Here is a 23,063-nt window from a genome sequence, read left to right on the forward strand (position 1 = left end):
TTGTAGCCTTCATGGTGGACGCTCCTATCTGTGAGGTGGTTGTTACGCAACTCCACTTTGGCACATCGATGCCGTTTAGGGTGGGGGCGTCCATTCCATTGCTTTGGGTCGACTGCAGCTCCGGGCCAGTTGCCGTCAGTCACCAATGACCGCTTTCCAACAGCCAAGTTACTCTGTCAATTTGACGCATCAGTAATCCCTTTCAGCAGGGGGCACCTGGAATGTCAACGGATCCCGATTGGTTTTCGCCATTCCTGATGCAACACAGCTCAGGCGGCCCGGCCACCGGGTTTTGTGTTTGTTAAGCCACGCGAACTTCACAGCGCCCCTTGGCAAAGTACGCTGTCGCCTTTCCCAGAATGTCCCGCTCCATGCGAAGGCGTGCATTCTCTGCGCGCAATCGGGTTAGTTCCATTTGCCCAGGTGACATGAACTTGTCGCTGGTACTCTTGAGTTGACGTTTGTTGCAGAGTCTGACCCAGTGTCTGGCTCTGAACTCCCAGTATCTTGGCCGTTACCTGAGCCGCCTGTCTACCTTTGTGCAGGCGAACGGCTGCCAGCTTGATTTCCGGGGAGCATTTGCCCTTTGTTTGTCCGCCTTTGCTCTAGCTCTTCTTCCCCCCCCAATGTCTGAAATCTTCCTTCAGCTATGGAGTACATTTTTCAGGGGAAGGCCAGTCTGGCTGATCAGTTGCGCGTAGAGAGTCCAGGAGAGTTGTTGATGTCGATATTATCCGTGCTGCTGATGCCTTGCTTGGTCAGGGTTCCGAGTGTGGCGCCGGACGTCTGGCCCCCGGTTGAGGTGCCGCAGATGATGTCTGTGCTATCGATGAGGAAATCGCCGCTACTCCAGTTTTGCCCAAGACCAGCACCGCTGATGCTTTGTTGTGCATGGGCCGAAACCATGGCTGCAAAGGTACCGGCCATATTCAGTGCCAGTACCGCTAATTGTCCCTGGCTGATGTGATCTTGTTGTTTGCTGTGCTGCAGCATATATTTACTTTGCTTTTTTTGATACGCATTTTTGGATGAACTTGGAATAGTAGTCGGTTTACTATCCTGTTGAGGCTGTAAAAAAAGTGTTTCTGGCATGACGTTTGCGACGAATCCTGAGAAGGAGATCGCGACCATGGCCCGCTACAAATCCCAAGACCACAACAGCCTGCTGCTGCCAGTTGTCTTGTCTGAACAAATTGTCCCAGGCAGCTTTGCCTTCGCACTGAACTACCTGGTAGACAACGAACTTGACCTCAGCGCCCTGGATGCCCGTTTCAAGAACGACGAAGTCGGAGCCAGTGCCTATGACCCGCGTGTCATGCTCAAGATCGTCTTGCTGGCCTACAGCCAGGGCCTGATCTCCAGCCGAGTCATTGAGCAAACCTGTGCACGCAACGTCCAGTTCATCGCCATCAGCGGCGACAGCCAACCCAGCCACACCCACATCGCCAAATTCGTCTGTGGCCTGAGTGAACAAATCAAACCCCTGTTTGCCCAAGTCCTACTGACCTGCGACGCCCAAGGCCTGATCGGGCGCAACATGTTCGCCATTGATGGCGTCAAGCTCGCCTCCAACGCCAGCAAAGAACGCAGCGGCACCCATGAAGAACTGCGCCACCGCGCAGATCGTCTGGAGCAAGCTGCCACCAAGATATTGACCCTGCACCAAGCCCAGGACAAGCAAGGCAGTGAACAGACGCTGGAGCCAAAACGCCAAGCCCGCATTGACGCCCTGCGCAAGGAAGCTGCACGCACGCGGGAGTTTCTTGCCACGGCGCCCAAGCGTCTGAACCGCAAAGGCCAGGAACTCAAGACCAACATCACCGACCCTGAGAGCGCCAAGATGGCCACCAGCAAAGGTGTCATCCAAGGCTATGCGGCCCAAGCTGCAGTTGACAGTGCAAACCAGATCATCATCGCAGCTGATGTCATTGGCTCAGGCTCCGAGCAAGCCATGCTGCTACCCATGATTGAGCAGGCCACCCCATTTCGCACGCCTGACACCTTGGTCACAGCTGATGCGGGCTACCACAGTGATGCCAATGTGCAGCACCTCATGGCGCACACCATCCCCGCATTGGTAGCCGATAACCAGATGCGTAGCCGCGATGAGCGCTTTGCAAAGCAAGACAAATACAAAGGCAAGCCAGACCCGTTGTCGCAGAAGAAAGCAACTGGGCAACCCAAGCCGATTCAGAAGTTTCAACCCAAAGACTTCAGCTTCAACGACAACAATACCGCCGCCTGTCCAGCTGGAAAACTGATGACCAGCCCAGGCAGCGTCTACTTATCAGCAAAGGGGTTGCCGTACCAGACCTACACCGCCAAAGCGGTGGATTGCAATGCCTGCGTACTCAGTGACCAATGCCTGAGGGGGCCTATCAAACCCAATGATGGACGTGGACGCCAAGTCACACGCTTCGAAGCCAAGGCAGTAGACAACACCCATCCCAGTGAGCGCATGCGCCAGGCCATTGACTCACCTCGGGGCAGGCAACTCTACAGTCAACGCTTTGGCACGGTGGAGCCGGTGTTTGGCAATATCCGGCACAACAAGCGCATGACCCGCTTGAACCACCGAGGGCGTGCCAAGGTCAACACGCAGTGGAACCTTTACTGCATGGTGCACAACATTGAGAAACTGGCCAAAACGGGGATGGGGCAGACCAAGAGGCACTAGGATGGGCCATCAAGGGCATCGAAGGTGCCATGAGGCGCAAAGGAGGGGCAAATTGCGGCACACTGCGGTCATGAACTCCAACAACACAGCTTTCAATCTGCCTACGCGGCCGTACCAGCGGGTGGCGCGTGGGAAACGTGTTTTTTTACAGCCTCGTTAGGTCAACGTACCTATATGGCCTGAACGAAACCCCATTTACACAAAAATTTGGACACGCCCGCCTGTGGCCGTTATCAGCTTTATCCGCCGTGGAGTAGTTTTGAACAACAATAATCATCCTGTCGCCCAACAGCTTTCCATCCAGGAAGCGATCAGGCAGGCTTATGAGCACTGGAATGCCGGACAGGCGTCTCAGGCCGAGCAACTCTGCTTGCGTGTACTGCAAGTCTTGCCGCATCAACCCGATGTTTTACATTTGTTGGGGGTGATCGCACACGCCTACGGCAAACTCGATCTGGCGATTGAGCATCTGCGCAAGGCTTGTTTGTACCCCACCGTGCCGGCAATCTACAGCAGCAATCTGGCGGAAATGTGCCGTCAGAAGGGCTTGTTGGCAGAGGCGGAGCAAGCCGCTCGCCGCGCCGTGGCGCAGGAGCCGCTACTGGTTGCGGCCTGGAATAACCTTGGCATCATTTTGCAGGAAAGCGGCAAATTCGACGCCAGTCTGGAATGCCTGCAACACGTCATTGCCTTGCAACCCGACAATCACGAGGCCCACAACAACCTGGCCAATACATACAAACGTCTGGGTCGACTCGACCAAGCGCAGGCCAGTTATCAGCGTGCCCTGGCCTTGCGCCCGGACTATGCAGAAGTGCATAGCAACTTGGCTTTTCTGTTGAGCGACCTCGGGCGTTTCGATGAAGCCGTTGTTTCTGCCGAGAAAGCCATCGATATCAACCCGCAATTGGCGGATGCCTATTTCAATCTGGCCCAGATCGAGATGTCACGCATGCGCTACGCCGATGCTCAGCGCTGGATTAATGCACTCTTAGCGTTCGCGCCGCAGCACGCCGGCGCATTGACTGCACGCGCGCAGTTGCTCATCAAGGCCGACCATCACCAGGAGGCGCTTGCTTGCATGCGCGATGTGCTGACGATTGCGCCTGACAGCGCCAATGCGCACAACGTACTGGGCAAAGCGCTGCAGGCGCTTGGGCAGCATGAGGAAGCGATGCAGGCCTTCGATCGCGCCGTTGCATTGCCGGGAACGGTAGCCGAAGAGGCTTCGGTCGCGCGCGCATCGCTGCTGATGGAAACAGGTAACAAGGAAGAAGCGATTGCCGCCTTTGATCGTGCGCTCGAGCTTTTTCCCGCATCGCGCATGGTGATGACGGCACGCTGCGACAGCAAGACCTATCGCAGCGACGACCCGGATATCGCCATGATGGAAGCAGCGCTTGAGCAAGCGATGAACCCGGCGATCAATGAACAGATGGATTTGCATTTTGCGCTCGGCAAGGCCTATCTCGATACCGGAAATTCGGAGCGCGCATTCTTTCATCTGGACCAAGGCAACGCGATCAAGCGCGCCACGTTTCAGTTCGATGTCGTCAAGACAGGCGAGTGGATGAAGAAGATCGCCGCGGCCTTCACGCCAGAGTTGATGGAAAAATTCAAGGACGCCGGCGCGGCATCGGAGCGCCCTGTGTTCGTCATGGGCATGCCGCGTTCCGGTACGACGTTGGTGGAACAGATCCTTGCATCGCATTCAGGCATCCATGGCGCGGGAGAGTTGAGCGCCTTGCGCCATGCAGTGGACCGGGCCGGAGTTTTTCCGGATGGCATCGCAAGCTGGAGCAAGGACGATTTTGCACGCATCGGCCAAGATTACCTGTCGCGTGTGGCGAGCCTTGCTCCAGACGCACTGCGGCTGGTTGACAAGATGCCGGCCAATTTTCTGCATGCCGGACTGATCCCGTTGATCCTCTCCGGCGCCCGTATCATCCATTGCCGTCGCGACCCGGTAGATACCTGCCTGTCCTGTTACAGCAAGAATTTCGCAGGCGAGCAGCTGTTTGCCTATCGCCTCGATGAGCTTGGCGCATTTCATCTTGAATATCAGGCTTTGATGGACAGTTTGCGCAAGGTGTTGCCGCCGGATCGCTTTCTTGAGGTCGACTACGAAAACGTGGTGGACGATCTGGAAGGTGAAGCGCGTCGTCTGATTGCCTTTGTCGACATGCCGTGGGAAGACGCCTGTCTGAGCTTCCACAAGACCCGCCGCATCGTGCGTACCGCCAGCGTAAGTCAGGTGCGTCAGCCGATTTATGCCACCTCGAAGGGACGCTGGCGCCGCCATGCGGCGTATCTGGGGCCATTGCTTAAAGCGCTGGGGGTAGACCAACCGGCCAAAGACTTGCAATGACAGCGCAGCAGCCATCCGTGATGGACTATCCGGCCATTCAACAGCAGGCGTACACCTTACTCTGTGAAGAACGTTTCAGCGAAGCCGAGACATTGCTACGGGGGGCGCTGGCTTGCGGAACGGGGCCGATTCCGCTGTGGAGGCAATTGTTTTACGCGATTCGCCCGCAAGGCAAGATCGAGGAAGCACGACAGATTCTGGAAATGATCGTGCGCACGATTCCAGGCGACATGAGCACCCGCTTCGACTTATCGGAAATCCTGCTGTTGCAAGGGGAGTTCAAGCGAGGCTGGCGCGAATACCGGTTCCGTTACAAGTTGGAACACACAGCCATGATCAGCCGGCACGTGCAGAGCCCGCGCTGGGAAGGCCAGCCGATCGCGGGCAAAACCTTGCTTATCCACGACGAACAGGGCTATGGCGACACCTTCCAGTTTCTGCGCATGGTGGCCTGGGCGCGCGAGCGCAGCGGTGCACGCACCATCCTGGAAGTCAATGCAGATAGCTACACGCTGGCCAAACGTTGCGCGGGATATGACGACATCATCCCCGCTGGCACGATTCCACCTGCATTCGATTTCCATTGCGAACTGATGAGCCTGCCGCTGGCAATGGGCTTGGAACTGAGCGACCTGCCGGGCAGCACCCACTATCTGAGCGCAAATCAGGCGCGCATCGAAAAATGGCGCGAGCGCCTAGCGTCGCTGCCACGTCCGCTGGTGGGTCTGGTCTGGGCCGGACGACCCACGCACACCAATGACGCACGCCGCTCCATGTCCTTGAGCGACCTGGCGCCGCTGGCGCAGGAAGGCGTCACCTTCGTCGCGCTGCAAAAGGGGCCTGCCGCAGCACAGAGCGCAACACCTCCTGCGGGAATGTCGCTGGTATCACTTAGCGAAGAGATCAAGGATTTCGAGGATACGGCCGCCATACTGACGCTGCTCGATGTGCTGGTGTCGGTCGACTCGTCACCGGTGCATCTTGCCGGTGCTCTCGGTTGTCCGGCATGGGTCATGCTTCCATTCGTGCCTGACTGGCGCTGGCTGCTTCAGCGTGAAGACTCGCCCTGGTACCCCTCCGTACGCCTGTTCCGGCAGCAAGAATGGGGGAAGTGGGGGCCGGTATTGCAATCCATTTCTGCCGCTCTGGGCAAATTGCGCGGCGGCGCGGCATGACGCGCCCATCAAACCCAGTGGTGTTGGCAACATGGTTGGTGATATGCCTGTTGACGGCGTGCGCAGGCGACCCCAACGTGCACGCCGATGCCATGGCGCAGCCGGCGGGTTTGCAACGCAATCAGGTACAGGCCGGTGCATTCGTACTGACCACTTATTCCCGTATCACCCGCATTGATCAACCGTTGACCGTGTATATCGAAGGCGACGGCCTGGCTTGGCGCAGCCGCAATCAAGCGTCCGACGATCCCACGCCGCATCGCGCGTTGGGACTGAGCCTGGCCGTGGCCGACGGGACTTCTAATGTGGTCTATCTGGCGCGCCCCTGCCAGTTCACGCCTATGACCGCTAATCCACGTTGCGCCGTCACTTACTGGACCGACAAGCGCTATGCGGAAGAAGTGGTGACCTCAATGAACATCGCCGTGACGCAGTATCTGCAACGCCTGCCGGGACAACGCGTCAATCTGGTCGGCTATTCAGGCGGCGGTGCACTGGCCGTGCTGATCGCGGCCAGACGTGATGATGTTGCTAGCCTGCGCACGGTTGCTGGCAATCTGGATCATGTCGCGGTGAATCGCCTGCATCAGGTCAGCCCGATGCCGGTCTCGCTCAACGCCATCGACGTCGCGGGACGCGTCGCTACTATTCCCCAACTGCATATCAGCGGCGACGACGACAAGGTTGTACCAACATCCGTCACCCGCACTTTTGTCGCCGCTGTCGGATCATGCGCGCAGTTGCGCGTGGTCGAGGGTATGGCACATGAAAGTGATTGGGCAGGCAAGTGGCCCGCCTTGCTGTCAACCCCGCTATCTTGTTCTTAAAGACTGCAACATGACAACACCTCAGCCGGTTGCGAATACCTCGCCGACCACGCTCAAGCAATGCCGCCATGGCCTGCTGCTGTTCTTGCGAGAAGATATGTACATTGGTCGCTCGCTGGACCTGTACGGTGAATTCAGTGAACTCGAAGCTGTGTTGTTTGCGCAAATCGTGCACGCGGGCGACGTCGTGCTTGAAGTCGGCGCCAATATCGGCGCGCATACCGTCCATCTGGCCCAGCTGGTCGGCCCGCACGGACATGTGCACGCCTATGAACCACAACGCGTGATCTTTCAGCTACTGTGCGCCAATGTCGCGCTCAACAGCCTGTTCAATGTTTACACGCATCACGCAGGAGTCGGTAGCAGCCCCGGCGAGCTGCACGTACCGCAGCCGAACTATGCCGCGGTCAATAATTTTGGCGGCTTGTCTTTGTCCCATGAAAAACGAGGCGAACCGGTGCCGGTGGTTTGTCTCGACACACTGACATTGCCGTCGCTGAAACTGCTCAAGGTTGATGTCGAAGGCATGGAGCACGAAGTTCTGAGTGGCGCGCGCCATACTATTCAGCAGCATCGGCCTTTTCTCTATGTGGAAAATGATCGGCAGGAAAAGTCGGCGTCGCTGATCGCCTTGATCGATGAACTTGGCTACGACATGTACTGGCATTTGCCGCCCCTCTACAACCCGGACAACTTTGCGAGAAATCCAAGCAACATCTTTCCAGCCATTGTGTCCACTAGTCTGCTGTGTGTGCCAAAGGAATCTGCGTTGACCCTCAATGGCTTCCGCAAAGTTACCGGACCGGAGGATTGGTGGACGACGATGGCCACACCGTCGCAGTCGGATGTTCAAACAAATAAAGCCCTTACGAAAGATCCGAATGCATCCTGACGCTCGCAACCTGACCGAAACCGCGCATGCGCTGTCCGCGTCTGATCGCCAGGCACATTACGGCCATGCCGGAGCAGTGTTGTGGCTGACAGGACTGTCAGCCTCCGGAAAATCTAGTCTGGCAATGGGCTTGGAACAAGCGCTCATGAAGCGGGGCTATTCTTGCTATGTACTTGATGGCGACAATGTGCGCAGCGGACTGAATGCCAATCTCGGCTTCAGCCCAGAAGACCGAAGTGAGAATATTCGGCGCGTCAGCGAAGTCGCAGCCTTGTTTGCCGATGCGGGCTTGATTTGCATCACCGCGTTTATCTCACCGTATCGCGCCGACCGCGCCCAGGCGCGTTTGCGTTGCAAGCAGGCGTTCCATGAGATTTACATTGCGGCAGGTCTCGCCACGTGTGAAGTGCGGGATCCCAAAGGCTTGTACAAGAAGGCGCGTGCAGGAGAGATCAGAGAGTTCACCGGCATCAGTGCACCATACGAATCACCTGAACAAGCTGAGTGCGTGATCGACACTGAGTCGGAAGCTCTGACAGTGAGCCTGGAAAAGCTAATCGCCTATGTGCTGGCTGTATTGCCATGTAAGAAATAAAGCGAGTGGTAGCTGATCTTGCCCCTGTTATTCGGACTTCTTAAGCCACCAATTAGGTGGACTTTTTGTCTTGCTGCTGGGCCGTTGCCCAGCGTTACTCAATCGTCATTGGGCTGACAGGGCCCAAGCTAGTGCCCTGCCGTTAAAACTGATAACGCAGGCGCACATCGGCCGTTTGCGAGCTATAACCACCACCTGCTTCCACTGTGTAGCGTGCCGTCAGAGTTATGTTGTCGCTGCGGGTGAGCGTTGCTGCCAGCGTCATGACACCAGTGTTGGCAATCGGCTTGGCGCCGGTGGTCGTGAAGCTGGTGGTGCCGCTGGTATCCGCTGCAAAGTTTGCGATTGAACGCAGGCTGGTGTCGTGATACTCATGACGCCAGGTCAATTGCACCGATGGCGCCAGGCTGCCGTAGCTAGTCGCAAACGAACGCTCCAGCTTGGCACCCAGATCACTCTTCAACGACGTGCTCTTGTTGGAAGCAATCGTCAGCGCCGCGCCATTGCCGCCACTTTCGGTGTAGCCATCCTGGCTCAGCTTGCTGTAATTCAAGCCCGCTATCGGCGTCAGCACGGTCGTCGCATCCAGACGGATCGGATAACCACCTTGAGCCGACAGCACTGATTGGGTACCGTTGTAGTTGCCATAGGCGGTACCGGTAAAGCCGCTGAAGTCGATCAGGCGTGTGGTGTTGTACTTGTGCCGCACAACACCACCCGACAGATCCAGGTACCAGCTATCAGCGGTAAAACCAGCATAAGCGATCAGACCATAGGACTTCAGGTCGGCCGAGCTGCCGCTGTTATCGTCACGGTTGCTGGTGGAGGTGTTGGCGTAGCTGACCAGACCACCGAGACGCCAGGCGTCATTTAACAACTTGTCGCCACCAATCAACACACCGTTGTAGTTGGCGCTGTAGCCGGAAACGTTATCGCGTTGGTCCTGTGTTGCCTTGCCCCCGAAGACCTGCCCCCACAGCGCTACATCGTTGGCACGTTCACCAGTAGCAATACCGCTGGCACCGTCGGACTGTGCTATTCGCAAACCATCCACGTGTGCAGCTGTGACATTGAGTACCGATTGCGTCTGTGCCGAGGAGGCCTGGGTGGTTGCGGCAGCCACTGAGGTCGGGCTCAATTGCGCACCTGCACGGTTGGATTCCGAGGTAGAACCCAGCGCAGCTGAGGCATTGAACACATTGAGCAAGTTGCTATCGACCCCGCTGTAATTGAACAGTCCCGAGATCGCAGACACGGCATTGGCCGTTGTTGCTGAGATATTCGGTGTGTTGTTGCCACCGCCACTATTGCCATTGCCACCGTTGTTAGAGGAGCCGAGTGTCAGCAACAGATCTTTGTAACTGCCATCGGCCACCTCCGAGCCGGTGATGACGCCGTTGTAGCCGGTGGCTGAGTAGAGCAGACTGGAGGCGTTGTAGTTAGTGCCGTTAGTAGCGGCCTGCACCACTACATAGCGTTGTCCGACCGCAAAGCCATAGTTATTGGTCGGTTTGAGTGTGACGCTTGAACCGCTGGCGATGACCGCAGCACCGGAGACGATCAGACGGCCATAGCCGGTATCGGCGGCGACGCCATTGGTTACTGCTGAATTGCTGACGCCGATCAGCAGCGCCGCAGATGCGCTCTGGTTGTAATTGCCGGTGATGTTGAGATGGTTGTTGACCTGTAGCGTTGCGCCCGCATTGCTGATGGTATGGGTGCCGACGTTGATATTGTCGTTGAGCAGCAGGTTGCCGGTATTGAAAGACAGGTTGGAAATGGTATTTGAGATAGCGCCGATATCGGCACTGCCAATATTGCCACTGACACCGGTCAGGGTGCCGAAAGTCGCACCGCTACCGCCGTTGATAATCAGGTCACGGGAAGAGAGGTTTGCGATCGTACCAGCGATCATGCCACTGTTAGTGACAGAACCAATGGTGCCGGTTGATGCGTTATACAGAGCAAAACCGGCACTTGAAATGGTCCCGCTGTTGTTGAGCGTGCTGATACGTCCCGCATTGCCAATGGCGCCTTGATTACCATTGATGATGCCGGTATTGATCAGGCTGCCGATGGCACCGTTGGAACTGGTGCCGACGCCAACGTTGGTTGTTCCGTTGATGGAGCCGTTATTTGTCAGTGTGTTGACGTTGATCGTACCGGAGGGCGTCAGGTTGCCAAGCAGGATACCTGCCCCACCCGTAATGACACCCGTGCCGGTGTTTTGCAGCGAGGTGATGCTGCTGCCGTTATCACTCTGGATACCATAAGTATTACCAGAAATGGTGCCGCTATTGACCAGTGAGGTAATGGTAGCTGCACTGCCGTTATAGATTCCGGTAAGGCTACCAAAAACAACGCCGCTATTGGTTATTGTGTTAATGGTGCCAAAATTGTTGATGGCTATAGTGCTCTGAATGGTACCCGTGCTGGTGTTGTCCAGCGAAGTGATAACGCCGCCGTTATCATTCAGGATGCCAGAATTGCCGTTGCTAGAAATGCGGCTACTGTTGAGCAGTGAACTGATGGTAGCACTGCCGTTGTTATGGATAGCGGCATGGCTACCCGTAATCGATCCCGAGTTGTTCAGCGACGTGATCAATCCGGTGTTATAAAAAGCATCATACGTAGAAGAAATCAAACCCGAGTTAGCCAATGAAGCAATGGTGCCCTGATTTCTGATCCCATAAGTTGAACTGGCCGAGATCGTGCCGTTGTTGATGACTGACCCGACCGTGAAGTTGCTGTTGGCCCGAAAGCCGGTTTCTCCCCCACGAATAACACCATTATTTGTCAGCGTACCAACGCTGGCAATGGCCGTCAACGCAGGTGAGCCGCCGGAGATACTGACACCGCTGGAAATGGAGCAGTTGCTCCCGCCCCAGTTCTGGGTGCCGGAAGCAGTTATTGTGAACGCGCCGCCAGTTGTACAGTCCGCCTGCGCGGTCAGCGGCACAAAACTGGCGGCCAGTGCCAGACTCAGGATAGTCAGCTGACCCAGGCGAGCAGGCGCCTGAGTTTGATGCGTCATTAGCATCCGACCTCGGGCTGGGGCAACGATGCAGTTAGAGACAATGGCAGCAGCTTTGGTCATTATTGGGCTCTTTGTAAAGTTGACTTAATCTTGATGTATGTCAATTGTACGCACGCGATTTTGAAGTTGCCAAAACTCCGCAAGAGCTCCGGCAAGTTTGCATATGACCTCTGGTTTGCATGTTTCGGGGCAAGCGGCACTGAGTTGTTGGCTCCTTGGGAATGTGCACGGTAATCCGACAGTCTGGGACGGGCCAGGTGCTGCCACTCGTGAGTGACAGCTTTGGAGCGGCAAATTCCCGTGCCATCAGCAAACCTGGTACCTGACATTCACAGTGGGCACCTACGTGCCCATAGGAGTCAGTGGGCAAAGTGAGGACCGGCCGTTCGCGGGTTTGGCCGGACAAGCCAAAGCAGTAATTCAAATTTCAGGATCCAATTATCCGATTGGCGGTCGGCAGTGCAGCGGGAGCAGTCGCTAGTGACCGGCAGCTATATGGCACGTTGTTTCAATATCTTTCGCGCAGGCAGTTTCGCTACGGCTTTTGTTGCTCTTCGCAATAAGCTCACGGAGTTCCAGTTTTGAGGAGGCATCCAAAAGGTCAAGAACAGTCTTCCCATCTTTTCTTTTGTGTCCAGCATCTGCACCGGCAGCTAACAGTGCTGCTGAGATTTCACGGAATACTGGCACGTTGAACCTGCTTGCCGCCCACATTAAAGACGTGGCGCCATCACTATCGACTTGATCTGGATTGGCACCATTCTTTATTAACAACTTTACGGCGTTCACGTTACCTTTGCCAGCAGCCAGCATCAAAGCGCTCACTCCATTTTCTCTCTGGGCATTGACATTAACCCCCTTGTCTATAAGCTCATTTATTATGAGACTACGTACTTCCTTTCGACCATTCCCAATATCGATCTCGTCAACAGCATACATAAGAGTTGTTGATCCATTCGAATCAACACTTTTGGCATCTGAACCCGCATCCAGAAGTATTTTTGAATTGGCAAAGTCACCAACAGAAGACCCGCCCTCTGATTTCAGCGCAACCAGCAAGGGGGTTTCACCCTGTCTATTGCCGATATTGACATTTGCACCGCGTTTAATAAGCACACTTAGCACATCCGTTCGATCATATTTTGTTGCTAGAAGTAGTGCGCTATCACCATTAGCATTCAAGTCATTTACCGAAACGCCACTGTCCACCAGAAAATTGACGGCATCGGCGTCTGCAGCCCAAAATAAAACAGTGCTACCGTCCTTATTCTTGGTATGAACACTTGCTCCTGCAGCAATCAATTTTTTAGAAATCGGCAGTGCATTTGCCTTTAGGTTGACAGCATCCATCAATGCGGTCCATCCATCCTTACTTTGAGCATTGACATCTACATTTTTCTTTAGAAAAGCATCCACTAGCTGGGCATCGCCAAAACGCCTTATGACTAGCATCAACGGTGTTTGGCCATTCATAGGACTGGATAGTGAAGGATCCCCGCCGTTTTCTAGTAAAAGTTCAATAACTGACTTTGGAGCTACGAAACAAGCAGAAACGAACAGACTGACTCCTGAGAGATTCCTTTCATTGGGGTTTTCACCTCGTTGCAGAAGCTCTCTAATTCTTGTGTTGTCTCCACGCATTACTGCGTCGCCAAGACCTTGTGCGCTCACGACTAAAGACGTGAATAGCAGAATGAAAAATGATAGCAAATACTGCATTTGAAGCCGTGGTATTTAAAGATCGTTCATCATACTTGGGGGCGTGCAATGACTGTAGTCCAAACTCAATACATTGCGTATTCCTGCGGGAGTTATCAATGCGGCTAGCTTATCCAGCGCCCAAATTTTCATGTCGGATTTTTCGTCGGCGACTCGATAGCTCAAGTGTCGCTATGGGGTCTACAGCGGGTACCCAGAGTCGCTAGATTGAACGGTCGCTATGCGGCGGGCGGATCTGCCTGCCGCATACCTGCCGTTCAATCGAGAGGCGATGAGTACTCGCTGAAGACCCACAGCTGGCCACATCGCCGATGTACCTCAAGCACTCATGGTCATCAAAAACGCCTAGCTGTTTAAGATCAGTTGAAGCTATATAAAAAACGAAATGAAAACTCTCGCTAAGTAATGACAGCAAGTCCTCTTGGCATTCAAATTGATATATCGGAACTTCCCGGTAGTGGTCACAGAAAAATAAATTGGGCCAACGGTTGAAATAGCCAGGAAGTCGTTGCCAGCCATTGGGATCAACCTCGTTTGTAGAAAATTGAATCTGGTTCCACAAAGGAACATCTAGATCAAGCCCAAACCGAGATTGAAGCTCAATCCAAAACTGTGACTCCTTATCCTGTGGTAGTGGATTCAACATAATTTGGGCCTGAGACGCAGCCCGCAGAATTTCATTCAAATGTATTGTCATATGCGTTATTTCTTTGGCGAACGATTTGCATGAACTTCAGGGACAAAAACATGCCCTACGGTCTTTCCATTTGTACTCCTTTTGCCGCCAGTTTGCAGTATGGCCTCTTTGTTGATTTGCGATAGCAGCAACGCAACTACGCAGTTGCTCCAGCGGGTACCGGCTTGGCCAATTTGACATTGGTGCAAACACCGAGACAAACTGAGCCAATCGAAAGCTGCCCGTCGCGGACGACTCATAGCGCTGCACAGCCGACGTCAGTTTAAGGCTGATAACGGGTGCTGTGGTTTGGGATCTACCTGCTCCAGACCGGCTATTGGCTACCAGGGACCGACAGGCAGGTATATGGTGAACACTTCTTCAAAGCGAGCACCCGCCATGGGCTGAAAGCGGAATTCTGATTGCGCCGCGTGCGACTGATTGGGCTTTAATCAGATTTTGTGGTGCATGCAAAAAAAAGCTCCTCCTCCATGTATGGACCAATGAGTGGCATCGCGTCGGACATCCGGAGCTCAGCTGGATTTTTGGCCCCATTCTTCAGAACATTTAACGCTTCAATTGTTCTTACAGTCTGGTTTTCACAGTCGTACTCTTCCAAAGAGACTGTGGCGATGTACTCGTAGTTAGGGGAGGCAATGAGGGATTTATGCGGAGTATTGAATACAACGCGCTTTCTAATCTTTACCAGTTGCTTTGAACGAGAAACTGAGTCCACATCGAAACTTACACTTCCGTTTTGAGTCTCATGGAGAAGCTTCCAATTCGTCGCCCAGACTGGCGAGTGCAATAGACCAAGTGTCAACATGAGTAGTGCTGAAGCGGCGAAATATTGGTACTTCATGGACGTTTGTTGGTTTTTGAATAATTCAGTAGGCACTTTGAAGCTTTATCGCCGAGTAGCTGAGACGGCAACAGACGCTGCTTTCAGAGATTATCAGTTCAGTCGCCGAACCTAAATATTTCCCGCTTGGGTGATTTCTCGAACGGCAGCTTAGCGGCAGAGGTGAAGTTTACGACCGCCGTCTGACAGGCACTGAGGTGGACTTCCCGTAACCTGCCGCTCGTGACCGGCAGCTCCCGCTCTTGGATTCAACCGGTCGCTGCAACAAGTTGGCTGAATCGTTCAGCGGGCGTTTCGTAGTCTAGAGTTTTCCTTGGGCGCTCGTTGAGTTTTCTCGCAATCGCATTCAGCTGTGCCTGCGAGTAATGCGAGATATCGACGCCCTTGGGGAAATACTGGCGCAACAGTCCATTCGTGTTTTCGTTGGTCCCTCGCTGCCAAGGGCTGTGGGGCTCACAGAAGTAAACACTGATGTCGGTGGCCAATGTGAAACGCTTGTGGTCCGCCATTTCATGACCCCGGTCCCAAGTCAGCGATTTGTAGAGTTCCTGGGGCAACTTGCGTGCGTTTTTGATCAGTGCATTGACCACCGTCTGGGTATCTTTGCTGGCAACCTTCACCAGCATCACGTAACGTGTCTGACGCTCAACCAGTGTCGCGATCTGGTTGTTGAGACTCCCAAACAGCAAGTCGCCTTCCCAGTGGCCTGGTACGGCCCGATCCTCCACGCAGGCTGGGCGCTCACTGATGGATACGGCGTTGGTGATCTTGCCGTGGTTGTCCGTCTTTTGTGTGTGGTGACGTGAACGGCGCATGGCTCTGGTGCGCCTCAAATGCTGCAGGAGGTCCTTCTTCAATGCGCCGCGGGCTTGAATGAACAGACTGCGGTAGATTGTTTCGTGTGACACGTGATAGTCCTCGTCGCACGGGTAAGTATGCTTGAGCCACCCAGCAATTTGCTGGGGTGCCCATTGACATTGGAGCTTACCGGCCACGATGTTGGCCAGCTTTCGCTTGGCCACCAGTTTGCACGTCTTGGGGCGACGCGCCCGATCCCAAGCCGCTTGGTCGGCCTGGGCTGCGCGGTAGCAGCCTTGGCCACCATTGCGCTGGATCTCACGGCTGACGGTTGATGGGGCACGCCCAAGCTGGCAAGCGATTGACCGGATCGATCTTCCCGTCGCCAATGCGCGTGATATCTCTTCGCGCTCGGCCAAGCTCAACGCCAATTTGGAACGACAGCGTTGAGCCGGGCGGATGCCACCAGTCTCAGCCAGGATGCGACTGACGGACGAGTGATTGCGATCAAATAATTGGGCAATCTGTTGAAGGGACTCACCCTTTTTCCAGCGATCCCACATCAGAGCCTTCTGGCGGTCTGTGTAGTAAATCCTTCGTCTTTGCTTCATCTGCAACACTCCTTCTGCTTACGCAGTCTCTAGTGTGTTGCATCGACCGGTTGAATCCAAGCTGCCAAGCGGTCATTCGCCGACGCCAAGGAAATTGAAAAGCGGTCGCTCGCTCCAACAAAGCTGTGGTGGTCCGCTATCCGACTCCTGAGCAGCGGGAGCGGTCATTGGTCGCTGACGTGGATAATTCCCTTTTCGGTCAACAGCAGTCACCGGCGGATGTCCGTTTGCAGGCGTTCCTCTTAGCAATGGAGTGTTTTCGTGTCTGATTCAAGTCAGCTCTACTTTCTAGACCGTCGCGAGCGGCCTCGACGCAAAGAACTAGAAGAAATTGATTCGCCATATCTCTTGGCCGATTGGCATTTGCCCATTGGTTGGCTGGCAATGCTGGCCCCACGTGACTTGAATATTGACTCAAGCGCTAGCCGTGACAACGAAAAGCCTTACTTTGCAGTGGAGTGCACAACGGCCATTGCGCGATTGGATGAACGGCTTATCTGGCTGAAATCGGCAGTGCCCGGGCTGCAAACTGCTTGGTTTGATTCATTTCGCCGTTTTGTTTCGGATTCCAAGTTCAGCTGGGTACATATTGACCCTATTGGTATCTCTGAAGTCATTGATGATGACTCAGTTGCAGAATCCGAAAGACTGATTGGCTTGCTTGGCGCCTTTAAAGATGCTCCGACTCCTATAGACGCCGTCGTCATGTCGAATAGTAATAATCACAGTGGGTGGGACGCATACTGCGCGCATTTCAGCACCCCATTTCGAGACACAACATATCCCCTTTGGGCTGCATGTTTCGGTGCAAGTGGAACGGAACTATTAGCACCCTGGGAAGGCGGACTATAAAGCTACCCGAATAGAAGGTTCGCAGAGAGGTTCATATGTGGTTGAAGACGATTTTGAAGGCTGCGGTATTTACCACCATTGCTTCAATGGTGCAGCCCGCGATCGCAGATGCGCTTTTCGACCAGACGCCTGACTCACCCGAGGGCTTTGGCTTCAAGTCCAGTTGGTTTGCTGTGAAAACCCAGGAACCAAAACGCGTGGCAGAGATACTCGGACTAGTGGATTTACAGCGAGCGAACTGGGCAAGCGGTATTGCCGCAGCGTACTCATTCAACAGTAAGCCGAATGGGAATAAGTATGTTTTCATTTCCCCGCCGGTAACAGGGTGGGTTTTAGTTGTCGGCTTAGCGCTCCCATATCCTGACAGGCGTTCGCAAGGGCGCAATGCAAACATCGACAGTCGTTTCAATGCAATGTTTGGTGCATTGGTTGCAAACTTTGATGAAGTGCAGTTTTTTGGCAGTTACCGAGTAGTTGGCTTTGAAGCCTGGGGCCGTGCAAATGGTGGACGGATTGAGAGGGAATTTTGCTACGCAGACGGTGAAGTTTACGCAAACGTGGGGCCACAAACGTCGGTAGAGAAACTGTTGAAATTTCCAAATCTATCGGGCATGACGCCACAAGAGGCAACATCAGCGATTTTTTCTATGGCGAGTAAACGCGAGGCAGAGGAGCAGCGCTTAGTAGCTTTGGGTTTGACGTTCAAGGACGCAAAAAGAAAGACATCAAAACTTCAACGCGGACCTTTGCCATCGGAGGGTGACGCAATGGCAATCGCCGGTCATTGGAGCATTGACCCGACTCGTATAGAAGAATTGAAGCTTTCGCCCAGCGTTGGGTATGTCGCAGTTTTGCCAAGCCAAATACAACAGTAGGTAGCAATACAACCCTCGCAGGGGATTGACTTGCCAATGACTGAAATGTCTACCAAAAATTATTTTTGTCATGTCTGTGGGGCACCCATGGGAAATTTTGCTCCTTGGGGAAAAGACGAGTTAAGTCCAACCTTTGATATTTGTGATTGTTGCGGCGTTGAATTCGGATATGAAGACTACATCCTGTCTAGTCTCATCACATTCAGAGCCAACTGGCTTTCTGGCGGAGGGCTTTGGAGAAACCCAAATGCAAAACCGAAGGGCCTAACACTGGAGCGCCAATTGCAATGCGTGCCAAATATGCCCCCTGCAGGGGTGGGATCAGGTTGAACGATTGCAGCTGGTCGATACCAGATGCCCGCTTTCCGGTAGTGAATTTTGGGCTATTGACGCCCGCTTTGGACTCATTTTTGAATTTACATCAGCACAGTTGGACGACCGGCTTCAGCCTTAAACTGAAATCGGTTGTGCAGCGGGAGCTGCCTTTCAGGTGCAATGTAAGCACTTTTATATGCTCTGGAAATCACGTTAGCAGTTATGGATCTGGAATCACTCAAAGCGGTGTTGTCGAACAATGATGGTTCATTGCCGGACATCAATTTCAATTTTGGTGGTACGCGGGTTGTCGCGGACGCATACGCGCTCGTACAACGCCACGCCACCTCCCTCACGTCCATCGGTTCTTACTATTGGTCCAAGACGAAGGAGAAGGAATGTCCAATCTCGTTCGGAGAAAATCCCGCAGAGCTAGTTGTGAGCGGTGTAGCTGAACCATTCCATGTCGTGTTTGGTGGTCTAGTTTCTAAAACCGGTCACAAGATTCCCGATCTAGGTTTCTTTGTTCTTGGTGAGGACTTCGTGGCACTCGACTACAGAATGGGTCCGGAATGGTCTCTTGCCGCAATCGAGGGTTTGCTGTCGCTCATGGAGGAGATCGCTTCATTGGCGCCAGACACTTCCGTTGTTCATGAATCCAACGTCTTCGATCCCAACGGCAAAATTCTGATGCAAGCATTTTCGGAATGGAGAGCTGCTAACAAACGCGTGCAGGCGACTTGCGAAACGCACGCGCCAGAAGCGTGGCGTTGAACGTCTGCAGTCTGGAAATTCGGCTGTCGGCTTGCAGCCTTAAGGAGACGAACACTGACTTGATCAGCTGCACTGGATTGCGCAGCAACGAAACAAGCGGAACGTCATTGCGTTAAAACGACAATTGACACATGTGCATGAGAGAACAATTCCGTGTGCATAGGGGCTCGCGTTCTTGTCGATGTCGTTGGACAAGATCGCAAATCACATGCGTGACGCAAACCACCTGAAGCGAGCTGAACTATTGGCCACGGGTGTCAAATTGAACTGAAAGAAATTAATGCCAAATTCTGCCGAAGAATGTCGTCAAGCCAGCATTCGATTGCTGGCCATGTCTCGAAAGTGGTGGGAGAGTCTGCGACCAGTAGATTGGGATGTTGGTCAGCACCTGGGTAACCCTACGGTAAACACGTCCAGTGGCGCGGAAACTGAGCTAGCCGAAGCCATAGCCGGTGCAATTAAAGCTGGTGTGTTCCAAGTATTCGATGTGGATTAAAGTCCGTCGAATAATGACCATTTGTCTGCACAAATGAAGTCCTAAACCAGAGCCCAACAGATGCGGGTTTGATGAGTTTTGGAAATTGGAGACGATTTCCAAAATTCGTATAGACATCAACATTTTGTCTTGTTCAGCGGGACGATGGAGTGTGTGCTGCGGGCCAGTTGCTGCCGGTCGCGAATGACCGCTGTCCGGCAGCCAGATTGCTCTGTCAATTTGCCGCATCAGTAAGCCCCTTTCAGCACGGGCCATCTGGAGTGCCAACGGAGCACTGCTGGTTTTTCGCCATTCCTGGTGCAACAAATCAAAGAGAAAACTGGTCAGTCAGATGTCTGTCTGCTCGGCCAGCTCAAGTGCATCTTCGACTTCGATGCCCAGATAACGCACCGTGCTCTCAATTTTGGTGTGGCCCAGCAGCAGTTGCACTGCCCGAAGGTTTTTGGTTCGGCGATAAATGAGGGTCGCTTTGGTTCTGCGCATGGAATGGGTTCCATATTGGGCAGGATCTAAGCCGATCTCCTTAATCCAACCGTCCAAAATTCGGGCGTACTGTCGCGTGCCCAGGTGTGGTGACTCATGAACACGGCTCGGAAACAGGTAGTCGTCCGCCTTCAGTGATGACTCTTTGATCCAGGTCTCAACCGCTTCACGAGTAGGCTGTGTGATTTCAAACTGAACCGGCAATGATGTTTTTTGCTGCAAGACGATGGCGCGCGTTGAAACGCGATCACCATGACAGATGTCCTTGACGCGCAATTTCACCAAATCGCAGGCCCTGAGTTTGCTATCAAGCCCCAGATCAAACAACGCAAGCTCTCGCGTCCGGTTATTGAGTTGTAGTCGAATCCTGATGGCCCAGATGTCCTTCAGCTTGAGAGGTGACTTTTGACCAATAATTTTTCCCTTGTTCCATGGAATCTTGGCAGGCGAAGCGGTTGCAGTGTCCACAATGAGCTCCTAAAAATTGAGGGGAGAACAACTGTGGACCGGTTGTGCGAATAGTCAATTCAATCCGGCCGTGGAATGCCGGACAACTGACATTGGTCATCGGCGTGTCGGTGCCCATAGGAGTCAGTGGGCAAAGTGAGGACCGGACGTTCGCGGGTTCGGCCGGACAAGCCAAAGCAGTCATTCAAACTTCAGGATCAAATTTTCCGATTGGCGGTCGGCAGTGCAGCGTTACCAGTCATAGCCTTTATGACCGTGGCTGGCTCCAGACGGGCTGATAGCAGTCATCCAAATAGTCAATCGAGTGTTACTTGGGTTTGTCTTCTGTCTTGAGGTGACCGCTTGTGCCTTTGCTATTGACACAACTGGTATTCCACCTGTTCACAATCTCTCTGTCTTCGGAAAACATGGTGGCAGCATCATCCTGTGCACGTTTGCTTTCCAGGGTGTGATGAGGTGGCTCACCACTTTTGCGGTGCACCGCTACCAGCAGATTGGCCTCTTCGCCAATGTGTACCGGGTCTAGCGGCACTTGCTGCCATGCGCCATTGGTCCAGTTGTATTGGGTGTAGGGCAGTTTGGGATAACCTATTTGCTTCCAGTCTTCGCATATCTGAATGATTGCCAGCACATACCACTGCCCCTGTGGTGTCTTGTTCAGCACCATGGGGTTGAAGTGGGTGGACAAAGGTGCGGTGGGTGCACCTGCAAGTCCTGGCGGAAATGTGATGGTGGTGGCCTTGTGCTCAGTGCCGCCTGCATCGCCTACGCCACCGAAGGCTTCCAGGCCCTCAAGGGCTCGGGTGATGGTGACTTGCTGCCCGTCTTGCAACAAAACGTCTTCCGTCCACTTGAAATTGGACCTGGAGCAAGCGCTGAACGTGAGCACGGTAAAGAAAATCGCAAATATTATCTTGGTGTCCATCAGCAATTGGTAAAGATTTTGACACCGTTATTGGTGTGCGGGCAGTGGCGCCAGTAAGACTGCTATCGCGGCACAGTTGACTTTTTGAAATTATCGCCTGAGAGACTGCAATCAGCCTGTGGCTGACTATCGTTTTGCAGCGGTTGCGGGTATTCGCCAACGACAGCTTTCTGGCGGTTCAGTTGCTCAACTTGGGGGCGCGTTGGCTTTCTGTGTGTACGGACTTCCTTACGCAGTCCGAAAACCTCTACCAAAGTGAAAGGTACAAAAAGCCTGCGTTAGCAACGATGCAAACCAGGGTCACTACTGCGGCAAACACTCCTGCAAAGAATGAGTCCTTTGATTGCCACATTCCGCGTTTCAACCCAATGAAAACTGTGCCGATTGCCGGACCGGGCAGGCACAGCACATAGAGGACCCAGCCGAGGGCATCCTTATTCCAGTTTGCGAACAGGACAAAGCACAGAGACAATGTTAAGGCGACCCCAGCATAAACCGCAGGACGTGGCCTGTAAAAGACGAGCAGGCCGAGTATCGCCAACTGTGAACCGAAGAAAAAGGCGAAATTTGGCACGAAGAATGCATCAAATGGAGCAAATGCCGCCGATGCAATGCCAACGATGCCTATTGCAGCTTGTGCCACAACTCGTTCGGTTATTCGGACTCTTTTGACTGATTCGTCATGTGCTATCAAATGGGTAACCCTCTAGTATTGGTACAGTAGATGAAGCACCGTGGAAGGGTTCGCCAGGGCGAACTTCTATTCCACTTTGGGTGGGAAATTGTGAAAGGGCATCGCCTGACAGGCTTTCCATTACACACCAAAGTCCTCAATTGGGCAGGCAATTTTGAAGATGAATCACCCGCTTCCAGCCTTGAAGAGTCACAGGCCTGAAGGTTGACCAGTTTTCCGGGCGGCCGACTGTTGAAGGCTGATAGCGGGTGCTGTGGTTTGGCATCTGCCTGCTCCAGACCGGCCATTGGCTACCGGGGACCGACGTGCAGGTTTATGGTGAACACTTCTTCAAAGCGAGCACCCGCCATAGGCTGGAAGCTGACTTCCAAAACGCCAGACTGCGGACGTTCAAAGTTTGATGTGAGGGGCCGCCGTAGCGGCGCAGTTTGCGGGTTCCCTCTCGACGGATTGGTTGGGCCTAGACACCGATAATATTCTCGTAAAACCAGTTGTCAAAATCTCTATCTCTCTCGAAGACAATCTCAAGTAGCTTGCCATTCTGTAAAGCCCGGACGAGCATCCAGCACGCAGCTTCCTCAAGGTCAATTTCTATCGTGGGCCCTCTGTCATTCTGAAGGTGTTTGAGTGCGTTCCGGGCGAAATTTTCTTTGTCGATGTATTGGGTTCTGTCCAGTTTCTCGCCCATCAGCTCGTCGTGAAATCGCGCCATAGCCTCATAGGATTTTTCGACGGCTGGTGTGATGCCTTTCAGTTTTAACGCTCGACCAAAAATCTCTTCGGATGCTCCGGCCAGGGTGATGGCTGCGGAGAATTTCTTTTGATCAAGAAATAGATCGAGTGCGATATCGAGTTGTTCTTTCGCCAGATCAAGGCGGTAATAAGTTTGCTCGCCCATCTGTTAGGCCCAACGTAGAGCTAACCGGCGCTGTGCGGTTTTTTCG

General features: G+C 53.7%; 18 protein-coding genes. 9 read left to right on the top strand and 9 right to left on the bottom strand.

The window, feature by feature from the left end; all coding sequences use genetic code 11:
• Window positions 1–687: 687 nt before the first annotated feature.
• Window positions 688–1,131: a hypothetical protein gene (locus KKO72_RS18260; protein WP_214942390.1), complete on the bottom strand. Its 444-nt coding sequence runs from the start codon at window positions 1,129–1,131 to the stop codon at window positions 688–690.
• Between KKO72_RS18260 and KKO72_RS18265 the strand changes: the two genes are divergently transcribed.
• From KKO72_RS18265 to cysC, 6 genes are all read left to right on the top strand, one after another.
• The gene (locus KKO72_RS18265; RefSeq protein ID WP_214942392.1) at window positions 1,130–2,677 is read left to right on the top strand and encodes an IS1182 family transposase; all 1,548 of its coding nucleotides are present in this window, start codon (window positions 1,130–1,132) and stop codon (window positions 2,675–2,677) included. The two genes, KKO72_RS18260 and KKO72_RS18265, sit on opposite strands and share 2 nt — an antisense overlap.
• Window positions 2,678–2,936: 259 nt before the next feature.
• Window positions 2,937–5,045, top strand: a complete 2,109-nt coding sequence (locus KKO72_RS18270; RefSeq protein WP_214942395.1) for a tetratricopeptide repeat-containing sulfotransferase family protein — start codon at window positions 2,937–2,939, stop codon at window positions 5,043–5,045.
• Complete coding sequence (locus tag KKO72_RS18275; protein ID WP_214942398.1) at window positions 5,042–6,220, top strand: glycosyl transferase family 8; 1,179 nt, start codon at window positions 5,042–5,044, stop codon at window positions 6,218–6,220. Before KKO72_RS18270 ends, KKO72_RS18275 begins: the two co-directional genes overlap by 4 nt.
• A complete protein-coding gene (locus KKO72_RS18280) occupies window positions 6,217–7,047 on the top strand; it encodes an alpha/beta hydrolase (protein WP_214942401.1) in 831 nt (276 codons plus the stop codon). The genes KKO72_RS18275 and KKO72_RS18280 overlap by 4 nt, the downstream gene beginning before the upstream one ends.
• 10 nt (window positions 7,048–7,057) lie before the next feature.
• Window positions 7,058–7,939 carry an FkbM family methyltransferase gene (locus KKO72_RS18285; protein ID WP_214942404.1) on the top strand — a complete coding sequence of 294 codons (882 nt, stop codon included), beginning with the start codon at window positions 7,058–7,060 and terminating at the stop codon, window positions 7,937–7,939.
• Window positions 7,929–8,534, top strand: a complete 606-nt coding sequence (gene cysC, locus KKO72_RS18290) for an adenylyl-sulfate kinase (RefSeq protein ID WP_214942407.1) — start codon at window positions 7,929–7,931, stop codon at window positions 8,532–8,534. Before KKO72_RS18285 ends, cysC begins: the two co-directional genes overlap by 11 nt.
• 142 nt (window positions 8,535–8,676) lie before the next feature.
• On the opposite strand, the gene KKO72_RS18295 is transcribed toward cysC, so the two are convergent.
• The 4 genes from KKO72_RS18295 to KKO72_RS18310 all read right to left on the bottom strand — a co-directional run bounded on the left by KKO72_RS18295 (window position 8,677) and on the right by KKO72_RS18310 (window position 16,237).
• Window positions 8,677–11,631 (bottom strand): autotransporter domain-containing protein, encoded by a 2,955-nt coding sequence (locus KKO72_RS18295; RefSeq protein WP_251140768.1) that lies wholly within the window; start codon window positions 11,629–11,631, stop codon window positions 8,677–8,679.
• A gap of 417 nt (window positions 11,632–12,048) precedes the next feature.
• Entirely contained in the window at window positions 12,049–13,212 is a 1,164-nt protein-coding gene (locus tag KKO72_RS18300) for an ankyrin repeat domain-containing protein (protein WP_214942410.1), read from the bottom strand.
• Between the two features lie 1,202 nt (window positions 13,213–14,414).
• On the bottom strand, window positions 14,415–14,828 hold the full coding sequence (locus tag KKO72_RS18305; protein WP_214942413.1) for a surface-adhesin E family protein: 414 nt from the start codon (window positions 14,826–14,828) through the stop codon (window positions 14,415–14,417).
• A 248-nt stretch (window positions 14,829–15,076) separates the two neighbouring features.
• Complete coding sequence (locus tag KKO72_RS18310) at window positions 15,077–16,237, bottom strand: IS30 family transposase (protein WP_214942416.1); 1,161 nt, start codon at window positions 16,235–16,237, stop codon at window positions 15,077–15,079.
• Window positions 16,238–16,498: 261 nt separating this feature from the next.
• Between KKO72_RS18310 and KKO72_RS18315 the strand changes: the two genes are divergently transcribed.
• From KKO72_RS18315 to KKO72_RS18325, 3 genes are all read left to right on the top strand, one after another.
• Window positions 16,499–17,089: a hypothetical protein gene (locus KKO72_RS18315; RefSeq protein WP_214942419.1), complete on the top strand. Its 591-nt coding sequence runs from the start codon at window positions 16,499–16,501 to the stop codon at window positions 17,087–17,089.
• A gap of 35 nt (window positions 17,090–17,124) precedes the next feature.
• Window positions 17,125–17,964: a hypothetical protein gene (locus KKO72_RS18320; protein ID WP_214942422.1), complete on the top strand. Its 840-nt coding sequence runs from the start codon at window positions 17,125–17,127 to the stop codon at window positions 17,962–17,964.
• Between the two features lie 537 nt (window positions 17,965–18,501).
• Window positions 18,502–19,053, top strand: coding sequence for a hypothetical protein (locus KKO72_RS18325; protein WP_214942425.1), 552 nt, complete (start codon window positions 18,502–18,504; stop codon window positions 19,051–19,053).
• A gap of 823 nt (window positions 19,054–19,876) precedes the next feature.
• On the opposite strand, the gene KKO72_RS18330 is transcribed toward KKO72_RS18325, so the two are convergent.
• The 4 genes from KKO72_RS18330 to KKO72_RS18345 all read right to left on the bottom strand — a co-directional run bounded on the left by KKO72_RS18330 (window position 19,877) and on the right by KKO72_RS18345 (window position 23,017).
• Window positions 19,877–20,500 carry a tyrosine-type recombinase/integrase gene (locus KKO72_RS18330; protein ID WP_214942428.1) on the bottom strand — a complete coding sequence of 208 codons (624 nt, stop codon included), beginning with the start codon at window positions 20,498–20,500 and terminating at the stop codon, window positions 19,877–19,879.
• Between the two features lie 307 nt (window positions 20,501–20,807).
• A complete protein-coding gene (locus tag KKO72_RS18335; protein WP_214942431.1) occupies window positions 20,808–21,431 on the bottom strand; it encodes a hypothetical protein in 624 nt (207 codons plus the stop codon).
• A 241-nt stretch (window positions 21,432–21,672) separates the two neighbouring features.
• Entirely contained in the window at window positions 21,673–22,068 is a 396-nt protein-coding gene (locus tag KKO72_RS18340) for a hypothetical protein (RefSeq protein ID WP_214942434.1), read from the bottom strand.
• Between the two features lie 511 nt (window positions 22,069–22,579).
• The gene (locus KKO72_RS18345) at window positions 22,580–23,017 is read right to left on the bottom strand and encodes a hypothetical protein (RefSeq protein ID WP_214942437.1); all 438 of its coding nucleotides are present in this window, start codon (window positions 23,015–23,017) and stop codon (window positions 22,580–22,582) included.
• Window positions 23,018–23,063: the final 46 nt, after the last annotated feature.

This window comes from Rhodoferax sp. U11-2br (assembly GCF_018619435.1).
In the GTDB taxonomy this organism is placed as follows: Bacteria; Pseudomonadota; Gammaproteobacteria; order Burkholderiales; family Burkholderiaceae_C; genus Rhodoferax.

Coding starts and splice junctions, on each gene's coding strand:
- KKO72_RS18300 (WP_214942410.1), bottom strand. CDS start 13,212: ATGCGTGGAGACAACACAAGAATTAGAGAGCTTCTGCAACGAGGTGAA.
- KKO72_RS18305 (WP_214942413.1), bottom strand. CDS start 14,828: ATGAAGTACCAATATTTCGCCGCTTCAGCACTACTCATGTTGACACTT.
- KKO72_RS18320 (WP_214942422.1), top strand. CDS start 17,125: ATGTGGTTGAAGACGATTTTGAAGGCTGCGGTATTTACCACCATTGCT.
- KKO72_RS18265 (WP_214942392.1), top strand. CDS start 1,130: ATGGCCCGCTACAAATCCCAAGACCACAACAGCCTGCTGCTGCCAGTT.
- KKO72_RS18285 (WP_214942404.1), top strand. CDS start 7,058: ATGACAACACCTCAGCCGGTTGCGAATACCTCGCCGACCACGCTCAAG.
- KKO72_RS18325 (WP_214942425.1), top strand. CDS start 18,502: ATGGATCTGGAATCACTCAAAGCGGTGTTGTCGAACAATGATGGTTCA.
- KKO72_RS18280 (WP_214942401.1), top strand. CDS start 6,217: ATGACGCGCCCATCAAACCCAGTGGTGTTGGCAACATGGTTGGTGATA.
- KKO72_RS18295 (WP_251140768.1), bottom strand. CDS start 11,631: ATGACCAAAGCTGCTGCCATTGTCTCTAACTGCATCGTTGCCCCAGCC.
- KKO72_RS18345 (WP_214942437.1), bottom strand. CDS start 23,017: ATGGGCGAGCAAACTTATTACCGCCTTGATCTGGCGAAAGAACAACTC.
- KKO72_RS18310 (WP_214942416.1), bottom strand. CDS start 16,237: ATGAAGCAAAGACGAAGGATTTACTACACAGACCGCCAGAAGGCTCTG.
- cysC (WP_214942407.1), top strand. CDS start 7,929: ATGCATCCTGACGCTCGCAACCTGACCGAAACCGCGCATGCGCTGTCC.
- KKO72_RS18275 (WP_214942398.1), top strand. CDS start 5,042: ATGACAGCGCAGCAGCCATCCGTGATGGACTATCCGGCCATTCAACAG.
- KKO72_RS18260 (WP_214942390.1), bottom strand. CDS start 1,131: ATGGTCGCGATCTCCTTCTCAGGATTCGTCGCAAACGTCATGCCAGAA.